17 protein-coding genes are annotated in these 18967 nt (G+C 68.9%); 6 read left to right on the top strand and 11 right to left on the bottom strand.

Annotated features, from left to right (window positions below; genetic code table 11):
- Positions 1–40 precede the first annotated feature (40 nt).
- The 4 genes from ACI3KT_RS15680 to ACI3KT_RS15665 are packed head-to-tail and all read right to left on the bottom strand — an operon-like array spanning position 41 to position 4041.
- Positions 41–550, bottom strand: coding sequence for a phosphoribosyltransferase (locus ACI3KT_RS15680; RefSeq protein ID WP_045258041.1), 510 nt, complete (start codon positions 548–550; stop codon positions 41–43).
- A 49-nt stretch (positions 551–599) separates the two neighbouring features.
- Positions 600–1445: a transglutaminase family protein gene (locus ACI3KT_RS15675; protein ID WP_292906475.1), complete on the bottom strand. Its 846-nt coding sequence runs from the start codon at positions 1443–1445 to the stop codon at positions 600–602.
- Positions 1442–2368 (bottom strand): alpha-E domain-containing protein, encoded by a 927-nt coding sequence (locus ACI3KT_RS15670; protein WP_292906474.1) that lies wholly within the window; start codon positions 2366–2368, stop codon positions 1442–1444. The genes ACI3KT_RS15675 and ACI3KT_RS15670 overlap by 4 nt, the downstream gene beginning before the upstream one ends.
- Positions 2362–4041, bottom strand: a complete 1680-nt coding sequence (locus ACI3KT_RS15665; protein ID WP_404905467.1) for a circularly permuted type 2 ATP-grasp protein — start codon at positions 4039–4041, stop codon at positions 2362–2364. Before ACI3KT_RS15665 ends, ACI3KT_RS15670 begins: the two co-directional genes overlap by 7 nt.
- Before the next feature lie 205 nt (positions 4042–4246).
- On the opposite strand from ACI3KT_RS15665, the gene ACI3KT_RS15660 reads away from it, so the two are divergent.
- Positions 4247–5965: a thiamine pyrophosphate-binding protein gene (locus tag ACI3KT_RS15660; protein ID WP_404905465.1), complete on the top strand. Its 1719-nt coding sequence runs from the start codon at positions 4247–4249 to the stop codon at positions 5963–5965.
- Between the two features lie 23 nt (positions 5966–5988).
- A complete protein-coding gene (locus tag ACI3KT_RS15655) occupies positions 5989–6843 on the top strand; it encodes a PhzF family phenazine biosynthesis protein (RefSeq protein ID WP_404905463.1) in 855 nt (284 codons plus the stop codon).
- A gap of 24 nt (positions 6844–6867) precedes the next feature.
- Here the strand turns inward: ACI3KT_RS15655 and ACI3KT_RS15650 are convergent, their stop codons facing one another.
- The 6 genes from ACI3KT_RS15650 to ACI3KT_RS15625 form a co-directional block, all read right to left on the bottom strand.
- Positions 6868–7257 (bottom strand): VOC family protein, encoded by a 390-nt coding sequence (locus ACI3KT_RS15650; protein WP_292906466.1) that lies wholly within the window; start codon positions 7255–7257, stop codon positions 6868–6870.
- Positions 7258–7354: 97 nt separating this feature from the next.
- The gene (locus ACI3KT_RS15645) at positions 7355–7972 is read right to left on the bottom strand and encodes a response regulator transcription factor (protein ID WP_307295384.1); all 618 of its coding nucleotides are present in this window, start codon (positions 7970–7972) and stop codon (positions 7355–7357) included.
- On the bottom strand, positions 7966–9123 hold the full coding sequence (locus tag ACI3KT_RS15640) for a sensor histidine kinase (RefSeq protein WP_404905461.1): 1158 nt from the start codon (positions 9121–9123) through the stop codon (positions 7966–7968). The genes ACI3KT_RS15645 and ACI3KT_RS15640 overlap by 7 nt, the downstream gene beginning before the upstream one ends.
- Positions 9124–9132: 9 nt before the next feature.
- Positions 9133–9888 carry an ABC transporter permease gene (locus ACI3KT_RS15635; protein WP_404905459.1) on the bottom strand — a complete coding sequence of 252 codons (756 nt, stop codon included), beginning with the start codon at positions 9886–9888 and terminating at the stop codon, positions 9133–9135.
- A gap of 3 nt (positions 9889–9891) precedes the next feature.
- On the bottom strand, positions 9892–10815 hold the full coding sequence (locus ACI3KT_RS15630) for an ABC transporter ATP-binding protein (RefSeq protein ID WP_404905457.1): 924 nt from the start codon (positions 10813–10815) through the stop codon (positions 9892–9894).
- Between the two features lie 90 nt (positions 10816–10905).
- Positions 10906–12753: an FAD-dependent monooxygenase gene (locus ACI3KT_RS15625; RefSeq protein ID WP_404905455.1), complete on the bottom strand. Its 1848-nt coding sequence runs from the start codon at positions 12751–12753 to the stop codon at positions 10906–10908.
- A 131-nt stretch (positions 12754–12884) separates the two neighbouring features.
- On the opposite strand from ACI3KT_RS15625, the gene ACI3KT_RS15620 reads away from it, so the two are divergent.
- On the top strand, positions 12885–13589 hold the full coding sequence (locus ACI3KT_RS15620; RefSeq protein ID WP_404905453.1) for an IclR family transcriptional regulator: 705 nt from the start codon (positions 12885–12887) through the stop codon (positions 13587–13589).
- Positions 13590–13773: 184 nt separating this feature from the next.
- Here ACI3KT_RS15620 and ACI3KT_RS15615 read toward each other — a convergent pair whose 3' ends face one another.
- On the bottom strand, positions 13774–15153 hold the full coding sequence (locus tag ACI3KT_RS15615; RefSeq protein WP_404905451.1) for an MFS transporter: 1380 nt from the start codon (positions 15151–15153) through the stop codon (positions 13774–13776).
- A gap of 142 nt (positions 15154–15295) precedes the next feature.
- Between ACI3KT_RS15615 and ACI3KT_RS15610 the strand changes: the two genes are divergently transcribed.
- Genes ACI3KT_RS15610 through hpaE form a run of 3 tightly spaced genes read left to right on the top strand, consistent with a single transcriptional unit; the run spans position 15296 to position 18953 of the window.
- Complete coding sequence (locus ACI3KT_RS15610; protein ID WP_404905449.1) at positions 15296–16777, top strand: fumarylacetoacetate hydrolase family protein; 1482 nt, start codon at positions 15296–15298, stop codon at positions 16775–16777.
- Positions 16774–17460, top strand: coding sequence for a GntR family transcriptional regulator (locus ACI3KT_RS15605; protein WP_404905447.1), 687 nt, complete (start codon positions 16774–16776; stop codon positions 17458–17460). The genes ACI3KT_RS15610 and ACI3KT_RS15605 overlap by 4 nt, the downstream gene beginning before the upstream one ends.
- Entirely contained in the window at positions 17457–18953 is a 1497-nt protein-coding gene (gene hpaE / locus ACI3KT_RS15600) for a 5-carboxymethyl-2-hydroxymuconate semialdehyde dehydrogenase (protein ID WP_404905445.1), read from the top strand. Before ACI3KT_RS15605 ends, hpaE begins: the two co-directional genes overlap by 4 nt.
- Positions 18954–18967 lie beyond the last annotated feature (14 nt).

The following is an 18967-nucleotide window of genomic DNA, read 5'->3' as shown; positions in this document are numbered from 1 at the left end:
AGTCCGACTTTTCACGCGCATCAGGATGCGGCGACAGTGGTCACGCAGTCGGCGGCAGCCCCAGGTCTTCTTCGCGCACAGTGCCCTGGAACGACCACGGGAAGTTGATCCAGAGGTCCGTGTCCTTCCAGGCGTAGTCGGGCTGGATGATCGTCGTGGGCTTCGTGTAGATCGTGACCGAGCGCACATCGGCGCCCTTGTCCTTCAGCAGCTGCACGGCCAGCGCGAGCGTCTTGCCCGAGTCGGCGACATCGTCGACGAGCAGCACCCGGCGACCGTCGAGGTATGCCATGTCGAGCTCAGGAGGCAGCACCTCGGGCGCATCGAGCACGGTGCCGATGCCCGTATAGAACTCGACATTGATCGCGCCGCAGTTCTTGGCGCCGAGTCCGTAGGCGATCGCGCCGGCAGGCAGCAGACCGCCCCGGGCGATCGCCACGACGACCTCGGGCTCGAAGCCACTGCTCAGGATGCTGCGCGCGAGATCTCTCGTCGCCGTTCCGAAGCCGTCCCACGTGAGCGTCTCGCGCTCGTTCGATGCATCCGTCATCGTCCTATTCTCCTGCATCGACGAGTGCGGAAACGCCCGGGTCCGCCGATCAGTCGAGGCGGGTGACCTCGACCTCGACGAACAGCTCCGACGCGCTGGGCCCGGCGTACACGCCGCGCAGCGGCGCGACGTCTCCGTAGTCGCGGCCGTGTCCGACGTACACGTGCGATTCACCGATCTCGACGAGGTTCGTCGGGTCGTATCCGCGCCACTCCCCCGAGTACCACTCGACCCACGCGTGCGACTCCCCGATGACCGGCTGACCGATCGCCGCCGTCGGGTCGGGATGCAGGTAACCCGAGACGTAGCGGGCCGGGATGCCGGCAGCCCGGAGCACTCCGAGCGCGACATGAGCGATGTCCTGGCAGACGCCGGATCGCGCGGGCCAGGCATCCCGGGCCGTCGAATTCACCCCCGTCACACCGCTTCGGTACTCCATCGCCTCGCCGACGACGCGGCAGATCTCGAAGGCGGTGTCGTCGACGTCGCCGCCCTCCGCCTCGATGCGCAGTGCGAGTTCGCGCATCTCCTCGTCCGGAGCGGTCGCGGGTGTCTGCGTGACGCATTCGGCCAGTGACAGCGAGAGCGGGATCCGCGCGGCGAGCTCGTCCCAGTCGATCGCGGTCGTGGTCTGCGGCACCGGGCGCACGTCCACGATGCTCGTCGCCGTCACCGAGAGCAGCTCGTGAGGTGTGAGCACCTCGAACGTCGACACCCTGGTGTCCCAGAAGTCGGCATAGGAGTGCTGGGTCGCCGGCGGTGAGATCTCGAGTGCCGCCTGCAGCACGAACTGCCCCTCCCGGGAGTGCGGCAGCATCCGCGCCTCGTTGTACGAGGCCGTCGCCGGCCGCTCGTACCGGAATCCCGTTCGGTGCACGACCCGCAGCCGGCTCACAGCGCCTCTCCGATCCACACCGGCATCGCGATCGACGGGAAGTACCGCTCTCTGATCGCATCGCTCGCCATCGACATGCCCACCTGCACCTCTTCCATGCTCTCCGACAGGCCGTGCACGATGTCTCCGATCGGCCGGTACTCCAGCTCTGAGCGCATCCGTCCCAGCACGCGATGCGCGCGGTCCGGCGCACCGAAGGCGCTCGCGGGATCGATGCCGCGGAGGCATTCCTCGGCCTGGAGGATGCTGGAGAGCACCGACCGCGGGAACAGCCGGTCGACAAGCAGGAACTCCACAGCGGATGCCGCAGACGGCATGGCGCGGTGGCTGCGCAGATGCGCCTCGTACGCGCCGCAACTGCGCAGCAGGGTCGTCCAGCTGGGACCGGCGGCGTCGGTCAGCGAACGAGTCGCGAGCAGACGTGCCGTCATGTCCACCCGCTCGATCGAGCGCCCGAGCACGAAGAACTGCCACGCCTCGTCGCGGCTCATCGAGGAGTCGACGACGCCGAAAGCGAGCGCCGAACGGTCGCGCACCCATCGGAAGAACGGGTGCGTCTTGTCGAAGGGGATGCGTCGTGGCATCCGCGCGTTCGACTCGTTGAGCGTCTCCCACAGATCGGTCGAGATGATCTCCCTGGCGCGCCGGGCGTTCTCGCGCGCGGCGGCGATCGAATGCGCGATCGAGGCGGAGTGCTCACGGTCGAGCGCGAGCAGCCGCACGACGTCGTCGCGTCCGAGCGCCGCGTCCGACTCCGCCGTCGTGCCCATCACCGACAGCAGCGCGCGGCAGGCGGTGTCCTCGTCGACCCACGGATCTTCGAGCAGGAGCTGCAGGTGCACATCGAGGATGCGCGCTGTGCCGTCGGCCCGCTCGACGTAGCGACCGATCCAGAACAGCGCCTCGGCGATGCGGCTCAGCATGATGCACCACCCTGCTGCTGTTGCTGCTGCTGTTGTTGCTGCTGGTGGTGACGGGCCTCGAGATCCTCGTCTTGCGGCGACGAGAGGAACGGCGGGTGCGGGTCCTCCCGAGGCGGCGCGACGACCGCGATCGCCCCTGTGGCGAGCGAGACCTCGTCGGCCGCGGCCTCCTCCGCGGCGATCGTGCTCGCCGGGCCTGTGAACAACGACGGGTCGAGTACCCAGGTGTCCTTGGAGCCGCCGCCCTGGCTGGAGTTCACCACGAGCTGACCTTCCGGAAGCGCGACCCTCGTCAGCCCGCCGGGGAGCACCCAGATGTCCTGGCCGTCGTTGACAGCGAACGGGCGGAGGTCGACGTGCCGCGGCCGGAATCCGTCTTCGACGAGCGTGGGGATGGTCGACAGCTGCACGACCGGCTGTGCGATCCAGCCGCGAGGGTCGGCCAGCAGCGCACGGCGCAGAGACTCGAGCGTCTCGCGAGAGGCGTCCGGCCCGACCACGAGGCCCTTGCCGCCGGAGCCGTCCACGGGCTTGATCACGAGCTCGTCGAGCCGGTCGAGCACCTCCTCCAGCGCAGCCGGCTCCTCCAATCGCCAGGTGTCGACGTTCGGGAGGATCGGCTCCTCGCCCAGGTAGTAGCGGATGAGTTCGGGCACGTAGGTGTAGACGAGCTTGTCGTCGGCCACGCCGTTGCCCACGGCGTTCGCGATCGTGACGTTCCCGAGGCGCGACGCGAGCATGAGCCCCGGAGCGCCGAGGACGGAGTCGGGGCGGAAGTGCTGCGGATCGAGGAATTCGTCGTCGACGCGCCGGTAGATCACGTCGACCTTGGTGGGGCCCGCGGTCGTGTGCATCCAGACCCGCCCTCCCGAGCAGAACAGGTCTCGCCCTTCGACCAGCTCGACCCCCATCATGCGGGCGAGCAGAGTGTGCTCGTAGTACGCCGAGTTGTGCACCCCCGGGGTGAGCACGACGACGTTCGGATCACCCACGCCGTCGGGGGCTGCGGCGCGCAGCGCCTGCAGCAGGCGGCCCGGGTAGTCGACCACGGGCCGCACGCGCAGGCTCGTGAACAGTTCGGGGAGCGTCTGCGCCATGACCCGGCGGTTCGCGAGCACGTAGCTCACGCCGCTCGGCACCCGGACGTTGTCCTCGAGCACGCGCCAGTCGCCGCGCTCGTCGCGGATGACGTCGATCCCGGCGACGTGGATGCGCACTCCGTTCGCTCCCACGATCCCGGCGGCCTGACGGTGGAAGTGCGAGGACGAGCTGATCAGGGATGCCGGGATGATCCCGTCGAGGACCGCGAGCTGCGGGCCGTAGACATCGGCGAGGAACGCCTCCAGCGCCCTGACGCGCTGCTTCACCCCTGACTCGACGTACCGCCAGTCATCCGCGGCGATCACCCGTGGCACCACGTCGAGCGGGAACGGCCGCTCCTCGCCGGCGAAGTCGAAAGTGACGCCCTGGGCGAGATACGAACTGGCCAGAGCATCCGTCCGTGCCCGAAGCTCGGCGCCGTCCATGCCGGCGAGCGCCGGGAACAGGTCGCGATACGGGGTGCGCACGTCCGCTTGGTCCGGCGTCGGCGTGCGGAACATCTCGTCCCAGGGCTGCGCCCCGGATCGCCCCGTGACTCGACGTGAGGTGTATCCGTTGAACAGCGGCTCCATGTCCGCATGCTTCCCTGTCGCGGTTTCGCGGGTGTTACGACCCCGCGACAGCCCCGCGACAAGCCCCGCCGCGGTAAGATGCTGAGGTCCGGTCTTCACACAGGCCGGTGCCTGAAAAAGAGGCACGAAGCCCCTCGCACGGTCGCGCGGGCGAGACACATACGGAATCCGCACCGTCTCCGTCCCTGTCTCGAAAGGCTTCTGCATGCCCACCGTCTCCGCACACGTCGCCCTCACGCTCGCCCAGCACATCGACGCCGTCTTCGGCGTGATGGGCAACGGGAACGCCTACTTCCTCGACGCGATCGAGAAGCAGACGGATGCGGTCTTCACCGCCGTCCGCCATGAACAGGGCGCCGTCGTCGCCGCTGACGCGCACTTCCGCGCCTCCGGGCGCATCGCCGCAGGCACCTCGACCTACGGCGCGGGCTTCACGAACACCATCACCGCGCTCGCCGAGGCCGTGCAGGCGCACGTGCCGCTCGTGCTCGTGGTCGGTGACGAGCCGACATCGGGCCCCCGCCCGTGGGACGTCGACCAGATCGCGCTGGCGTCGGCCGTCGGCGCCCGCACCTACACGGTCGGGCGAACGGACGCCGCCGCCACGACCGTCATCGCGATCGAGCACGCTCTCACCTATCGGGTTCCCGTCGTCCTGGCGATCCCCTACGACGTCGCCGCCCTTGAGGCGGGCGTCGTGCCCTCGGCTCCTTCGCCGCGGATCCCCGCTCCGCTCGCACCTCGCGGCGAGTATGCCGAGGGAATGCTCGACGAGATCGCCGCCGCGCTGCGCGGGGCCTCCCGCCCGTTCCTCCTGGCCGGCCGCGGAGCCTGGCTCGCGGATGCCGGCTCGGCGCTGGGCGAACTCGCGGCCCTCACCGGCGCGCTGACCGCCTCGTCGGCGCTCGGTCGTGGAGTCTTCCCCGACAGCCGGTACGACCTCGGCGTGACGGGCGGCTTCGGCGCCGACGGCGCGATGGAGCTGATCCGCGAGGCTGACGTCGCCGTCGTCTTCGGCGCCTCGCTCAACCAGTTCACGATGCGCTTCGGAGAGCTGTTCGCGCCCGGCTCTCGCGTGTTCCAGATCGACACCGCGCCGACGGCGACGCATCCGCACGTGGGCGGATACGTGCGGGCCGACGCGCGCGTCGCGGCCGAAGCGCTCGTCGAACGGCTCGGCCGCCCTTCGGCAAACTCAGAAGCCCGGACCAGTGCCTCGCTCGCTGAGGCTGCCGACGCGCGCGGGGCCCGAAACCCTCATCTGTCGCCGTGGCGGGAGACGGTCGACGTCGCCGGGTCACGCGCCTACGAGACCGGTGACGACCTCGCCGCCGACGGGCGCCTCGACCCGCGCTCCGCCGCTCGAAGGATCGCCGAGCTGCTGCCGGAGGATCGGGTCGTCGTCTCGGACGGCGGGCACTTCATCGGGTGGGCGAACATGTACTGGCCGGTCGCTGCGCCCGACCGCATGATGATGGTCGGCACCGCATTCCAGTCGATCGGTCAGGGCTGGCCTAGCGTCGTGGGTGCCGCCCTCGCGCGGCGCGACTCGACCATCGTCCTCACCAGCGGCGACGGCGGCGGCCTCATGGCGATCGCCGACCTCGAGTCCGCGGTGCGTGCGGCCGGGGGGCGCGGCATCGCGGTGATCTGGAACGACGCCGCCTACGGCGCCGAGGTCAACCTGTACGGCTTGAAGGGTCTCGCCGAAGGCCCGATGCGCATCCCCGAGGTCGACTTCGCCGCGTTCGGTGCAGCCGTGGGCGCCGAAGGCGTCGTCGTGCGCACTCTGGCTGATCTCGACAGGCTCGGTGAGTGGGCGCAGGAGAATGCCGCGACCCGTCGGTTCCTGCTGCTCGACCTGCGCATCTCGGGCGACGTCATCGCCCCGTACCAGCAGGAGATCATCCGCGTGAACTCCTGAAGCCGTCCGTTAGGCTCCTGGTCATGTCGGATGCTCCACAAGTCCTGCGCTACAGCGCGTTCGCGGCGACGCCGTACGGCGGTAATCCAGCGGGAGTGGTGCTGGAGGCCTCTGGCCTCGACGACGCGGATATGCAGCGCATCGCGGCGGAGGTCGGCTACTCGGAGACGGCGTTCGTCGTCGGCCGCAGCGAGGCCGACGGCGAGCAGCACTTTCGAGTGAGGTACTGGTCGCCCGCCGCAGAGGTGCCATTCTGCGGTCATGCCACGGTCGCCACGGCGATCGCTCTGGCCGAGCGCGACGGCGCGGGTACCGTGGTCTTCGACACGAACACCGGCGCCGTCGCCCTCCGATCCTCCGCCGATGCGGCCGGGGGCTTCACTGTGTCGTTCACCAGCGTCGAACCCGAGGTGCGCGATCTGGACCCCGCGGTGCGCGACCGGCTGCTCGCACTGCTGGGCCTCGCCCACTCCGACGTCGACTCGCGCTTTCCCGTGCAGGAGGCGTTCGCGGGCAACTGGCATCCGATCGTCTTCCTCGCCGATCGCGAGCTGTTCCACCAGTTCCGATTCTCACCCGCCGAAGTGGCGGCATTGATGCGCGAACAGGGCTGGCTGGGCACGGTGACGGTGCTGCACGCGACGAGCCCCTCGGAGTACGAAGCCCGCAACCTGTTCCCGGTCGGGCGCATCACCGAAGACCCTGCGACAGGCTCGGCGGCGGCCTCGACAGGCGCCTATCTGCGCGAGCGCGGCCTCGCAGGACAGACGATCCGCATCCGCCAGGGCGCCCACGTCGGACGCCCGAGCGAACTCGTCGTCGACATTCCGAAAACGGGCGGCATCGAGGTGTCGGGCGGGGCCACGCGCATCGTCTGACACGGGCGCCCCGCCCTGACCGCTTCAGGACTGCTGGTTCGCCGCCGCGTAATCGGGCAGCTCTTGCAGAGTCCAGGTGTTGCCGTCGGGGTCGTCGAACCACACGAACCGGCCCCAGCCGAGATCTTCGACGCCCTTCGTCGCCACGCCGACCGCCTCGAGCTGCGCCTTCGCCTCATCGGCGTTCGGCACCACCACCTGGATCGTCTTCTGCTGCCCCGGCTCGAGCGGGATGTCGAGCCCCGTTCCGAACGCGATCGAGCACGCCGAGCCGGGAGGGGTCATCTGCACGAACCGCAGACCCTCCTGCGGCGTCTGGTCGTGATCGGGGTTGAACCCGATCTTCGTGTAGAAATCCTTCGCCCGGTCGACATCGGTCACCGGGACGAAGATGAGTTCGATCTTCCACGTCATATCTCGCGCACCTCCATCGCGGGAGCCTCCCGCCTGGGTGACAGGGTACGCCGTGTCACCGACATCGCATCGGATCCGCCGCGAGCGTGCGAACCGCTCAGATCCACCCCTTGTCGAGGGCGATCCGTACCGCCTGAGCCCTGTTGCCTGCACCGGTCTTGCCGATCGCGGCCGACAGATGGTTTCGCACGGTGCCTGCGGAGAGGAACACGTCGGCCGCGATCGCCGCCGCCGATCGGCCGTCCGCCGCCAGCCTCAGCACCTGCCGTTCGCGTTCGCTGAGCGGGTTCGCCCCGTCGAACAGGCTCTCCTCGGCGAGCGCCGGGTCGAGCACGCGCATGCCCGCGTGCACGCGGCGCACGGCATCCGCCAGCTTCTCGGCCGGGCTGTCCTTGACGATGAACCCGCTGGCGCCCGCGTCGAGCGCAGAGCGCAGATAGCCCGGCCGCGCGAACGTCGTGACGATCAGCACCCGCGTGCCCGGATTCGTCGCACGGAGAGCGCGCGTCGCCTCCACGCCCTCGAGGCCGGGCATCTGGATGTCCATCAGGCAGACATCGGGGGCGAGCTCATCCACGAGGCGCAGCGCCTGCGCGCCGTCGGCGGCGAGGCCGACCACCTCGAGATCGGCCTCGAGATCGAGCAGTGCGCCGAGCGCTCCGCGCACGAGGGCCTGGTCGTCGGCGATGACGAGGCGGATGCTGCCGCTCACCATGTCACCTCCACCCGGGTGCCGCCGGACTCTCCGGGGGCGACGACGAACGACGCCCCCGACGCCGACGCCCGTTCCCGCATGCCACGGATTCCGTTGCCTTCGCGCGTCCCCGGCCCTGGGCCGTCGTCGATCATCGCGAATCGTCCCGGCGCGATCTGCACCTCGACACGGCTTGCGCTGGCGTGCCGCAGCGTGTTCGTCGTGGCTTCGCGCAGGATCCAGGCCGCGGTGAGCGCCTGCGCCGCAGACAGCGCGCCTGGCGTCCCTTCGATCGTGAGCGCGACCTCCCCCGCCTGCAGGGCGTCGCGGCTCGACGCGAGCTGCTCGACGAGCGTCGTGGCCCGCGCGCCCGCGACCGTGGACCGCACACCGGCGATGGCCTCCGCCGTGAGCGCCTCGATATCGGCGAGTTCGGCCTTCGCACGCTCAGGATCGGTGTCCATCAGACGCCGCGCGAGCTGCGCTTTCAGCCCGACGACCGTGAGCGAGTGGCCGATCAGGTCGTGCACGTCGCGGGCGACCGCCTCCCGCCCCTCGCTCGTGGCCAGTTCGAGTCCGAGCCGGTCGGCCTCGGACGAACGCAGGATCAGCCAGGTCGAGACCGTGTTCACCGTGCCCAGCAGTGCGACGATCGCGAGGACCGACAGATAGTTCATGCCGCCGGGAAGCAGGAACACGCACAGCGCGGTCACCGTGACGCACGCGATCACCGTGATCCAGTGCCAGAGGCGGGTGAGCCCGTACGACGCGAAGGACATGATGAAGGGGAGGAAGCTCAGCGCCGATCCGCCCTCCGCCGGCACGGATGCGAGCGTGCACACGATCAGGAGCGCGAAGGTGACCCACTGGCGGGGTGCCACCGGCCCCCCGAGCCGGCCGTGCCGCATGCCGTACATGAAGCCGGCCACGTACAGAACGACGAAGGTTCCGAGGGCGACCCAGCCGACCACGACCCACCCCGTCGACGCATCAGAGCCGATCAGAGCGAGGACGGGGTACGCCAGGAACACCAGCCAGATCACGGCCATCAGCCACCCGAACCGCGCCCACGGATCCTTCACGAATGCGGCTCGTGTGCCCGGCATCGCCCAGGCGGCCGGAGGCGCACCGCCCGCGGCGAACCTGGCGACGTCGTCTCGATGAGAGCTCATGCGTCCAACCTACTGACGCGCACGCGACCGCTTCGCCCCCGCCATGACGAGCACGGAGAACAGCGAGACCCACACCACGACGTTGAGCACCAGCATCCACGGCTGATCGGTCTGACCCGTCGTCAGATGCCCCTCCGTGAGCGGCCATCTGCTCAGCGCCACGAATCCATACAGCGGAGTGAAGCGCGCGATGTCGAGCATGAGTCCGTCGAGCGGCATGAACACGTTGCCGAAGAACGCGAAGAACGTCATCGAGATCGATGCGAGGGCTGTGGCGGAGTCGCCGTTGAAGTACAAGCCGACGCCGAGGCCCCACAGGCCGTAGATCAGTCCGAGCCCGAGGATGATCCCCGCCGTCGCGAGCCAGCGCCAGGCGTCGTCGACCTCGGCTCCGGTCAGCATGCCGGCGATGAACACACCGAGCACGGAGAACGCCGCGTAGGCGACGGCGGTGAGCAGCTTGGTGAGCGCGTAGCCCGTCGTCGTGAGCGGAGACATCGCGAGCTGGCGCCCCCAGCCCTGCTTTGCCTCGGTCGCCGCGAGGGATGTCAGTGAGCTCATGGCCACTGCGCATCCGTACGCGGCCATCGAGGTCATCACGTAGAACGCGACGTTGCCGTTCCCTGCCGACAGCGTGCCGTAGCTCGACGTGGCGCCGAACAGCAGGTACATCGCGATCGGCATCGCGAGCGTGAAGGCGAGCGTGTAGGGGTTGCGCAGCTGGCGCACGGCCTCGATGCGCAGCATGGTGGGTGAGAGAAGCATCGGTCAGTCCTCCGTGAGAGCGGTGAAAGCGGTTTCGAGAGTGGGCGCGGCGATCTCGAGGTCGTGCGCGCCGGCCTCGAGAAGGGCGCGCGCCGCGGTGTCGGAGTCGGCGGCCCGCAGACTGAGCCGATCAGCGTCGAGACGGATGCCGATGACCCCCGTGATCGCCGCCACGCGCGCGACGATCGAGTCGCGGTCTCCAGACGGCAGCGTCGCCGCGACCGTGCGCTCGCCCAGATTCGCTCGAAGCCGCGCGGTGGCTGCGTCGGCGACGATCGTGCCGCGGTGCATCACCACGGTGCGCCGCGCGAACTGCTCGGCCTCTTCGAGGTAGTGGGTGGCGAACACGATCGTGCGACCGGCATCCGCGTCGGCCCGCATCACGTCCCAGAAGTGGCGACGCGCGGTGACGTCCATGCCGGCGGTGGGCTCGTCGAGGACCAGGATGTCGGGATCTGGCACCATCGCGAGCGCGAACTTGACGCGCTGCTGCTCCCCGCCCGAGCACTTCGACACCTTTCGTGCGGCGAGGTGCGTGAGATCGGCGCGGCTCATGACGTCGGACACCCTGCTGAGGGCCGCCCGTCCGTGCAGGGAGGCGATGAGTTCGACGGTCTCGCGCACGGTGAGGTCACCCAGCAGGCCGCCGGTCTGGAGCACCGCCGCGATGGATCCCGACTTCGCGGCCGCATCGGGGTGGCCTCCGAGCACTGCGACCGAGCCGGAGCTCGGTGCGGTGAGGCCGAGCAGCATGTCGAGGGTGGTCGTCTTCCCCGCGCCGTTCGGTCCGAGCAGGGCGACGACCTCGCCGCGCTCGACGCGGAGCGTCACTCCGTCGACCGCCTGGACCCGCCGGTCTCCGGAACCGAAATGGCGCCGCACGTCGATCAGTTCGATCACGGCGGATGCTGCACCTGATGTCTTCATGACTCCAGCATCCCGAGGTGGGCTTCGGTCCGCCTCGGGATGCTGTCACGTCTTCGCCATGACATCTGTCATGACCGTCGCCTGGGCCCGTCAGGATGCGGGAAGGAAAGCACCACCGAGGAACTCGGCCAGTCCGTCGACGTCCTCCAGCGGCAGGATCGCCGCGACGTACTGGTCTGGCCGCACGACGACGACCACACCGTCGCGAGACAGGTCTCGAGCCTCGAAGATGTCGGTCTCGGTCCATTTCGACGGGCCGGCCGCGTACACCTTCTCCCAGTCGGTGAGCCGCAGCGGCCCGGTCTTCGGCTGGAACAGCGCAGGGGCCGACGTGACCTCGAGCTCCTCGAACGGCCGCTGATACACGGCCTTGACGTCGAACACCGCGTCGACGTCGCCATCGGCCGGCGTGAACCGGTCGAACACCGCAGCCGCGGCATCCGCCCAGGCTTCCAGCGCCGAACCGTCACGGTCGCCGAATGCGTACACGCGCCAGCGGCCGTCGGCCCTGGCGTGATGGCCGAGGTGGATGACGTTGCCGTCACCGACCCGCACGACCTCGGCCGACTTGAACCGCTTGCCCAGCGGGAAGCCCGCGGCGAGATCCTGGTGCGCATCGGTGCCGGTGATCATCGACGAGGTGTACTGCGTCATGAACCCGGACGGGAACTCCGCGGTCCCGAGATAGAAGGTGGCGAGTTCGTTGGGGTCCGAGATCTCCTCGGGCTTGCGCGCCATCAGGCTCGACCACTCGCGGTCGAAGTCGATGAGCTGCTGCGCGACAGGGCGGCGCTCGGCTCCGTAGGTCGCCAGCAGCGACTCGGCGGCCCGGCCCGTCAGCACCGAACCCAGCTTCCAGCCGAGGTTGAAGCCGTCCTGCATCGAGACGTTCATGCCCTGTCCTGCTTTGGCGCTGTGCGTGTGGCAGGCGTCGCCGGTGAGGAACACGCGCGGGTTCCGATCCGTGCCCGTCGCGTCGTCGAAGCCGTCGGTGACGCGGTGCCCGACCTCGTACACGCTGTGCCAGGCGACCTGCTTCACGTCGATCGAGTACGGATGCAGGATCGCGTTCGCCTTGCGGATGATCTCCTCGACGGGAGTCTGCCTGACCCGATGATCGTCATCCTGCGCGACCTCGCCGAGGTCGATGTACATCCGGCTGAGGTATCCGCCCTCGCGCGGGATGTGCAGGATGTTACCCGCTTCCGAGTTGATGGCGCACTTCGTGCGCCAGTCCGGGAAGTCGGTGTTCACGAGCACGTCCATGACACCCCACGCGTGCGCGGCGCTGCCGCCGACGTGGGTGCGGCCGATGGCCTGACGTACGCCGCTGCGTGCGCCGTCGCAGCCCACGACGTACCTGGCGTGGACGATGCGCTCGGCCCCGTTCTGACGAACGGCCACCTCGACCGGGTACTCCCCTTCTTCGTGAACCGTGAGACCGAGGAATTCCACCCCGTAGTCGGGCACGATGCGGCCTGGACCGTCGGCGGCCGCCTCGGCGAAGTAGTCGAGCACGCGCGCCTGGTTCACGATGAGGTGGGGAAACTCGCAGATGTCATACGCGTAGTCGGCTGTGCGCGCAGTGCGGATGATCTCGTCGGGCCTCTCGGGGTTCGGTCCCCAGAAGTTCATCCAGCCGATGTTGTAGGCCTCGGCCATGATCCGCTCCGCGAAGCCGAAGGCCTGGAAGGTCTCCACGCTGCGAGGCTGGATGCCGTCGGCCTGGCCCAGCACGAGTCGGCCCTCGCGCTTCTCGATGATGCGCGTGGTCACGCCAGGGAACCGCGACATCTGGGCCGCGAGCAGCATGCCCGCCGGGCCGGATCCGACGATGAGGACGTCGACCTCATCGGAAAGATCGACGGGGCGATCGGAGACGCCGGCAGGAAGCACACGGGGATCACCCGAGACATAACCGTGGTGGTGGAACTGCATCGTCGTCGATTCCTTCCGGACGTCACTGTCGAGGTCTTGCACCGCCGAACGTTCTGTTCTATATTCGAACAGACTGTTCTACTATTGAACACAGCTTAGAGAGCGTCGCCGCCGAGCGCAAGGAAGCCCGCATGCCTGAAGCCAAGAACCCCGCCTCGCAGACGCTCAGCCGCGGCATCCGCATCCTCGAAGAGCTCGCGGATGCGCGCACCCCGCTCACGATCGACGAGATCGCGGGTCGTCTGGGTGTGCACCGTTCGATCGCGTACCGGCTGCTGCGCACGCTGGAGGATCATCGACTCGTCAGCCGGGACACCGCCGGCGCCGTTCTGCTCGGCGCCCGCATGGCCGCCCTCGCCGCCGGAGTCGCGCACGATCTCCAGGCAGAGGCCCTCCCCGAGATCACGGCCATCGCGAACGAACTCGGGATGACCTGCTTCCTCGCCGTTCTCGACGGCGACGACTGCATCACCCTCGCGAGCATCGAGCCGCGCCACGCGGTCGCGAGCGTCGCCCAGCGGCCCGGAGCCCGGCATCCGATCACGGTGGGCGCCCCGGGGAAGGCGATCCTGATGCAGTTGAGGGTCGCGGAATGGCCGTCGGATGCCGCAACCGGCCTGCACGCCGAGGTCGAAGCCGCCCGAGCCCGGGGCTACGCCACGAGCCACGACGAGGTCATACCGACCGTGCAGTCGGTCGCGGTGCCGCTCGCCCTTCGCGGCCAGCGGCCGGCCGCGATCGCCGTCGTGCACGTCGCGACGGCGATCGACGACGCCGAGATCGCCGCGCGCCTGCAGCGCTCGGCGATCACGATCCGCGAAGCGCTCGAAGGCTGATCAGACCAGGCGGTAGTCGGGGATGCTGTCATCCGTTCGACTTTGTCGGTCGCAGCGAGCGAGATCCCGGCACGTCGCGCCAGATCGATCCGACAGGCGTGAGACCTTCCGACAAAACGCACGTTCCGCGAAAGCGCCGGCCCGGACACGCACGCCGTGCGCGTCCGGGCCGACCGCGATCGAATCAGGCCTTCGCGACCCCGTAGATCGGGCTCACCGACTGCTCGGCCTCGTGGTCGGGCCCCAGCGGAATTCCCGAGCGATCGCGCAGGAGCAGCGTCGCGACGAGTCCGACGAGCGTCATACCGGCCAGGTACCACGTGACCGCCTGCGTCGAGCCGGTCGCCTGCACGATCGCCGTCGCGATCGTGGGTGCGAACGCACCTCCGGCGATCGCGCCGATCGCGTAGGAGATCGAGACACCCGAGAAGCGGATGCTCGCCGGGAACAGTTCCGAGTACAGCGCCGCCTGCGGGCCGTACGTGAAGCCGAGGCCGACCGTCAGGATGGCGAGTCCCGCGAACAGCGCACCGATCTGGCCGGTGTTCACGAGCGGGAAGAGCGCGAACACGCCGATCAGCTGAAGGATCCAGCCGATGATGTACGTCGTGCGGCGTCCGATCCGATCGGAGATCCACCCCGCGAAGAGCGTCGAGATCAGCCAGGTCACGGCCGATCCGGCGACGGCCCACAGCACGGGTCCCGGCTGGAGGCCGATCGGGCCCTCCGGGTTCGTCGCATACCCCTGGATGTAGCCGCCGGTGGTCATATAGCCCACGGCGTTGTTGCCCGCGAACACGAGAGCGGCGATGATCACGAGAAGCGAGTGCTTGGCGAAGAGCTGCACGATCGGCATCCTCGCCTTCTCCTTGCGCTCCGCCAGCTCCTGGAACACCGGGCTCTCCTCGACCTTGCGGCGCACGTAGTAGCCGACCAGGATCAGCACGACGCTGAGCAGGAACGGTACGCGCCACCCCCAGGCCATGAACTGGTCGCCCGGGGCGACGATCGTCATCAGCGCCATCACGCCCGACGCCAGCAGCAGGCCGAGCGGCACACCGATCTGCGGCGATGCGCCGAACACTCCTCGCCGGGTCTTGGGCGCGTGCTCGACCGCCATCAGCACGGCTCCGCCCCACTCCCCTCCTGCGGAGATGCCCTGCAGTATGCGCAGCAGCACGAGCAGAACAGGGGCCGTGATGCCGATCGTCTGATACGTCGGAAGGACACCGATCAAGGCGGTCGCCGCTCCCATCAGGATCAGGGTCCACATGAGCACGGTCTTGCGCCCGAGCTTGTCGCCGAAATGACCGGCGAGGAACGCGCCGAGCGGACGGAACAGGAAGCTCACGCCGACCGTCGCGAAGGCGATCAACCCGCTGTTCGCGCCGAGCGGTTCGAAGAACAGCTGTCCGAAGACCAGGCCGACGGCCGTGGCGTAGATGAAGAAGTCGTACCACTCGACCGTGGTGCCGACGACGGTAGCGAAGACGACGCGGCGGCGATCGGCCGCTGTCGCGATGGTGCCGGTGGGGGTGAACCCGCCGTATGACTGCCCTGTCATGGGTGTCTCCTTTGCTGGTGACTGCGTTGTCACGGCGCACTTCCGAAGGGGAAACGAGGTGCTTGCCGAGGGATGAAGCGATGATATATGATTTCGAATACGACGCACAAGGCATCGACGACGAGCGCGAGGAGGCGCATCCGTGACGGCATCCATTCCCCGCCCCGGCAAGATCATTGCGATCCATCTGAGCTACGCCTCCCGCGCCGACCAGCGCGGCCGGCGCCCCGCATTCCCCTCGTACTTCTTCAAGCCGACGAGTTCGCTCGGCACCTCCGGCGGCGTCGTCGAACGCCCTGCGGGCACCGAACTGCTGGCCTTCGAGGGCGAGATCGCCCTCGTGATCGGCACCACCGCCCGTCGTGTCGCCCTGGACGACGCCTGGTCGCATGTCGGGTGGGTCACCGCGTCGAACGACCTCGGCCTCTACGACCTTCGCGCGAACGACAAGGGGTCGAACGTCCGCTCCAAGGGCGGAGACGGCTACACGCCGCTCGGTCCCGAGTACATCGACGCGAGCACGGTCGATCCGGCGGCTCTGCGAGTACGAGCCTGGGTCAACGGAGAGCTCCGCCAGGACGACATGACCGCGGGCCTCATCTTCCCGCTCGCGCAGCTCGTCGCAGACCTCTCTCAGCACTTCACGCTCGAACCCGGCGACGTGATCCTCACCGGCACCCCCGCCGGCTCATCGGTGATCGTGCCCGGCGACGTGGTCGAGATCGAGGTAGACGCTCCCACGGCGCCGGGCGCCCCGTCCTCGGGAGCGCTCGTCACGACGGTGACACAGGGCGAGGTGCCCTTCGACGACCGGATCGGTTCGCTCCCGGCCGTCGACGACCTGCAGCGCACCGAGGCGTGGGGCTCACGCGAGGCCGCGGGGCTCCCGCCGGTCGATGATGAGCCCGCGCTCTCCCCCGAGCTGCGCGCCAAGCTGCTCGAGGCGCCCACCGCCGGGCTCTCCGCCCAGCTGCGCAAGCGCGGTCACCACTCCTGCTTCATCGACGGCGTCTCGGCGAACATCCCGGGCACGAAGATCGTCGGCACAGCCAAGACGCTGCGCTTCGTGCCTTTCCGCGAAGACCTGTTCGCACGTCACGGCGGCGGTTACAACGCGCAGAAGCGCGCCTTCGATGCGGTGAACGAGGGCGAGATCATCGTGATCGAGGCTCGCGGCGACGACAGCACCGGCACCCTCGGCGACATCCTCGCCCTGCGCGCGAAGGCTCGGGGCGCTGCCGGAGTCGTCACCGACGGCGGCGTGCGCGACTTCGACGCCGTCGCGGAGATCGGCCTGCCGGTGTTCTCGCAGGGCGCCCATCCCTCGGTGCTCGGGCGCAGACACGTGCCCTGGGACGTCGACGTCACGATCTCGTGCGGCGGCGCCACCGTGCAGCCCGGCGACATCATCGTGGGCGACGGCGACGGTGTGATCGTCATCCCTCCCGCCCTCGCCGAGGCGGTGGTCGAAGACGCCCTCGCACAGGAGATCGAGGATGCCTGGATCGCCGAGCAGGTGGCCGCGGGCCATCCGGTCGACGGCCTGTTCCCGATGAACGCCGAGTGGCGAGCGAAGTACGACGCGGCGACGGGCCCTTCGACCAGCTCAGGGACCCAGAAGTGACGGCCGTCGCGAACGCCAGCAAGTCGGAGCAGGCCTACGTCTGGATCCGCTCACGCATCTCGGCGCACGCCTTCGGGCCCGGCTACCGCCTCGTCCTCGGCTCGATCGCCGACGAGCTGAACATGAGCGTCGTACCGGTCCGCGAGGCGATCCGGCGTCTCGAGGCCGAGGGCCTGGTCACCTTCGAACGCAACGTCGGCGCGCGCGTGACCCTGGTCGATGAGAGCGAATACGCCCACACGATGCAGACGCTCGGACTCGTCGAGGGCGCGGCGACCGCGCTGTCCGCTCCTTTCCTCGACGCGACGGCGCTCGCCCAGGCAGCGGAGGTGAACGAACGGATGACGCGGATGCTCGATCATCTCGACGCCCATGCCTTCACCGAGCTGAACCGCCAGTTCCACACCGTGCTGTTCGAGCCATGCCCGAACCCGCACCTGCTCGACCTCGTCCACCGCGGTTGGGCGCGGCTCTCCGGCATCCGCGACTCGACCTTCGCCTATGTGCCGGGGCGCGCCCGGCATTCGGTCGACGAGCACACCCACATCCTCGAGCTCATCCGCGAGGGCGCAGACCCCCTCGAGATCGAGCTCGCCGCCCGCAACCATCGCTGGCGCACGAGGGACGCTTTCCTCGACGCTCTGCACACCCGCACCGCCCACACTCCTGGAGAAGGCTCATGACCGATTCCCGCATCCCCGCAGACCTGCCCGACCACATCCAGCACTACATCGACGGCGCCTTCGTCGACTCGATCGACGGCGACACCTTCGACGTGCTCGACCCGGTGACGAATCAGACCTACACGACCGCGGCCGCCGGCAAGAAGGCCGACATCGAGGCGGCCGTCGCCGCGGCGAAGCGAGCGTTCGACGAGGGACCCTGGCCGCGGATGCTGCCGCGCGAACGCAGCCGCGTGCTGCACCGGATCGCCGACATCGTCGAGTCGCGCGACGCCCGCCTCGCCGAGCTCGAATCCTACGACTCCGGCCTTCCGATCACCCAGGCGCTCGGCCAGGCCCGCCGCGCCGCCGAGAACTTCCGCTTCTTCGCGGACCTGATCGTGGCCCAGGCCGATGACGCCTTCAAGGTGCCCGGCAAGCAGATGAACTACGTCAACCGCAAGCCGATCGGGGTCGCCGGCCTCATCACGCCGTGGAACACCCCGTTCATGCTCGAATCGTGGAAGCTCGGCCCCGCACTCGCGACCGGCAACACGGTCGTGCTGAAGCCCGCCGAGTTCACCCCGCTGTCGGCATCCCTGTGGGCTGGCATCTTCGAAGAGGCCGGTCTCCCGAAGGGCGTCTTCAACCTCGTGAACGGACTCGGCGAGGACGCCGGCGACGCGCTCGTGAAGCATCCCGACGTTCCGCTGATCTCGTTCACCGGTGAGAGCCGCACCGGGCAGATCATCTTCGGCAACGCCGCGCCCTTCCTCAAGGGCCTCTCGATGGAGCTCGGCGGCAAGTCGCCCGCCGTCGTCTTCGCCGACGCCGACATCGAGGCCGCGGTGGACGCCACGATCTTCGGCGTCTTCTCGCTCAACGGCGAACGCTGCACCGCCGGTTCGCGCATCATCGTCGAGCGCTCGATCTACGACGAGTTCGTCGAGCGATACGCCGCACAGGCGAAGCGCGTCAAGGTCGGCTACCCCCACGATCCGGCGACCGAGGTTGGAGCGCTCGTGCACCCCGAGCACTACGACAAGGTGATGAGCTACGTCGAGATCGGCAAGAGCGAGGGTCGCCTCGTCGCCGGCGGCGGGCGCCCTGAAGGTTTCGACGAGGGCAACTTCGTCGCCCCGACGGTCTTCGCCGACGTCTCCCCCGACGCGCGCATCTTCCAGGAGGAGATCTTCGGACCGGTCGTCGCGATCACTCCGTTCGACTCCGACGAAGAGGCTCTGGCGCTCGCGAACAACACCAAGTACGGACTCGCCGCCTACATCTGGACGAACGATCTCACCCGTGCGCACAACTTCGCGCAGTCGGTCGAGGCCGGCATGGTGTGGCTGAACTCGAACAACGTGCGCGACCTGCGTACCCCGTTCGGCGGTGTGAAGGCATCGGGTCTCGGCCACGAGGGCGGCTACCGCTCGATCGATTTCTACACCGACCAGCAGAGCGTGCACATCACGCTCGGCGGAGCCCACAACCCGACGTTCGGCAAGAACTGATCCATCTTCCCCCG

It is taken from the genome of Microbacterium sp. ZW T6_19 (genome assembly GCF_044987465.1).
Classification (GTDB): Bacteria; Actinomycetota; Actinomycetes; order Actinomycetales; family Microbacteriaceae; genus Microbacterium; species Microbacterium natoriense_A.
The sequence above is the reverse complement of the archived record's forward strand: the minus strand, read 5'-3'. Positions and strand labels throughout refer to the sequence as shown.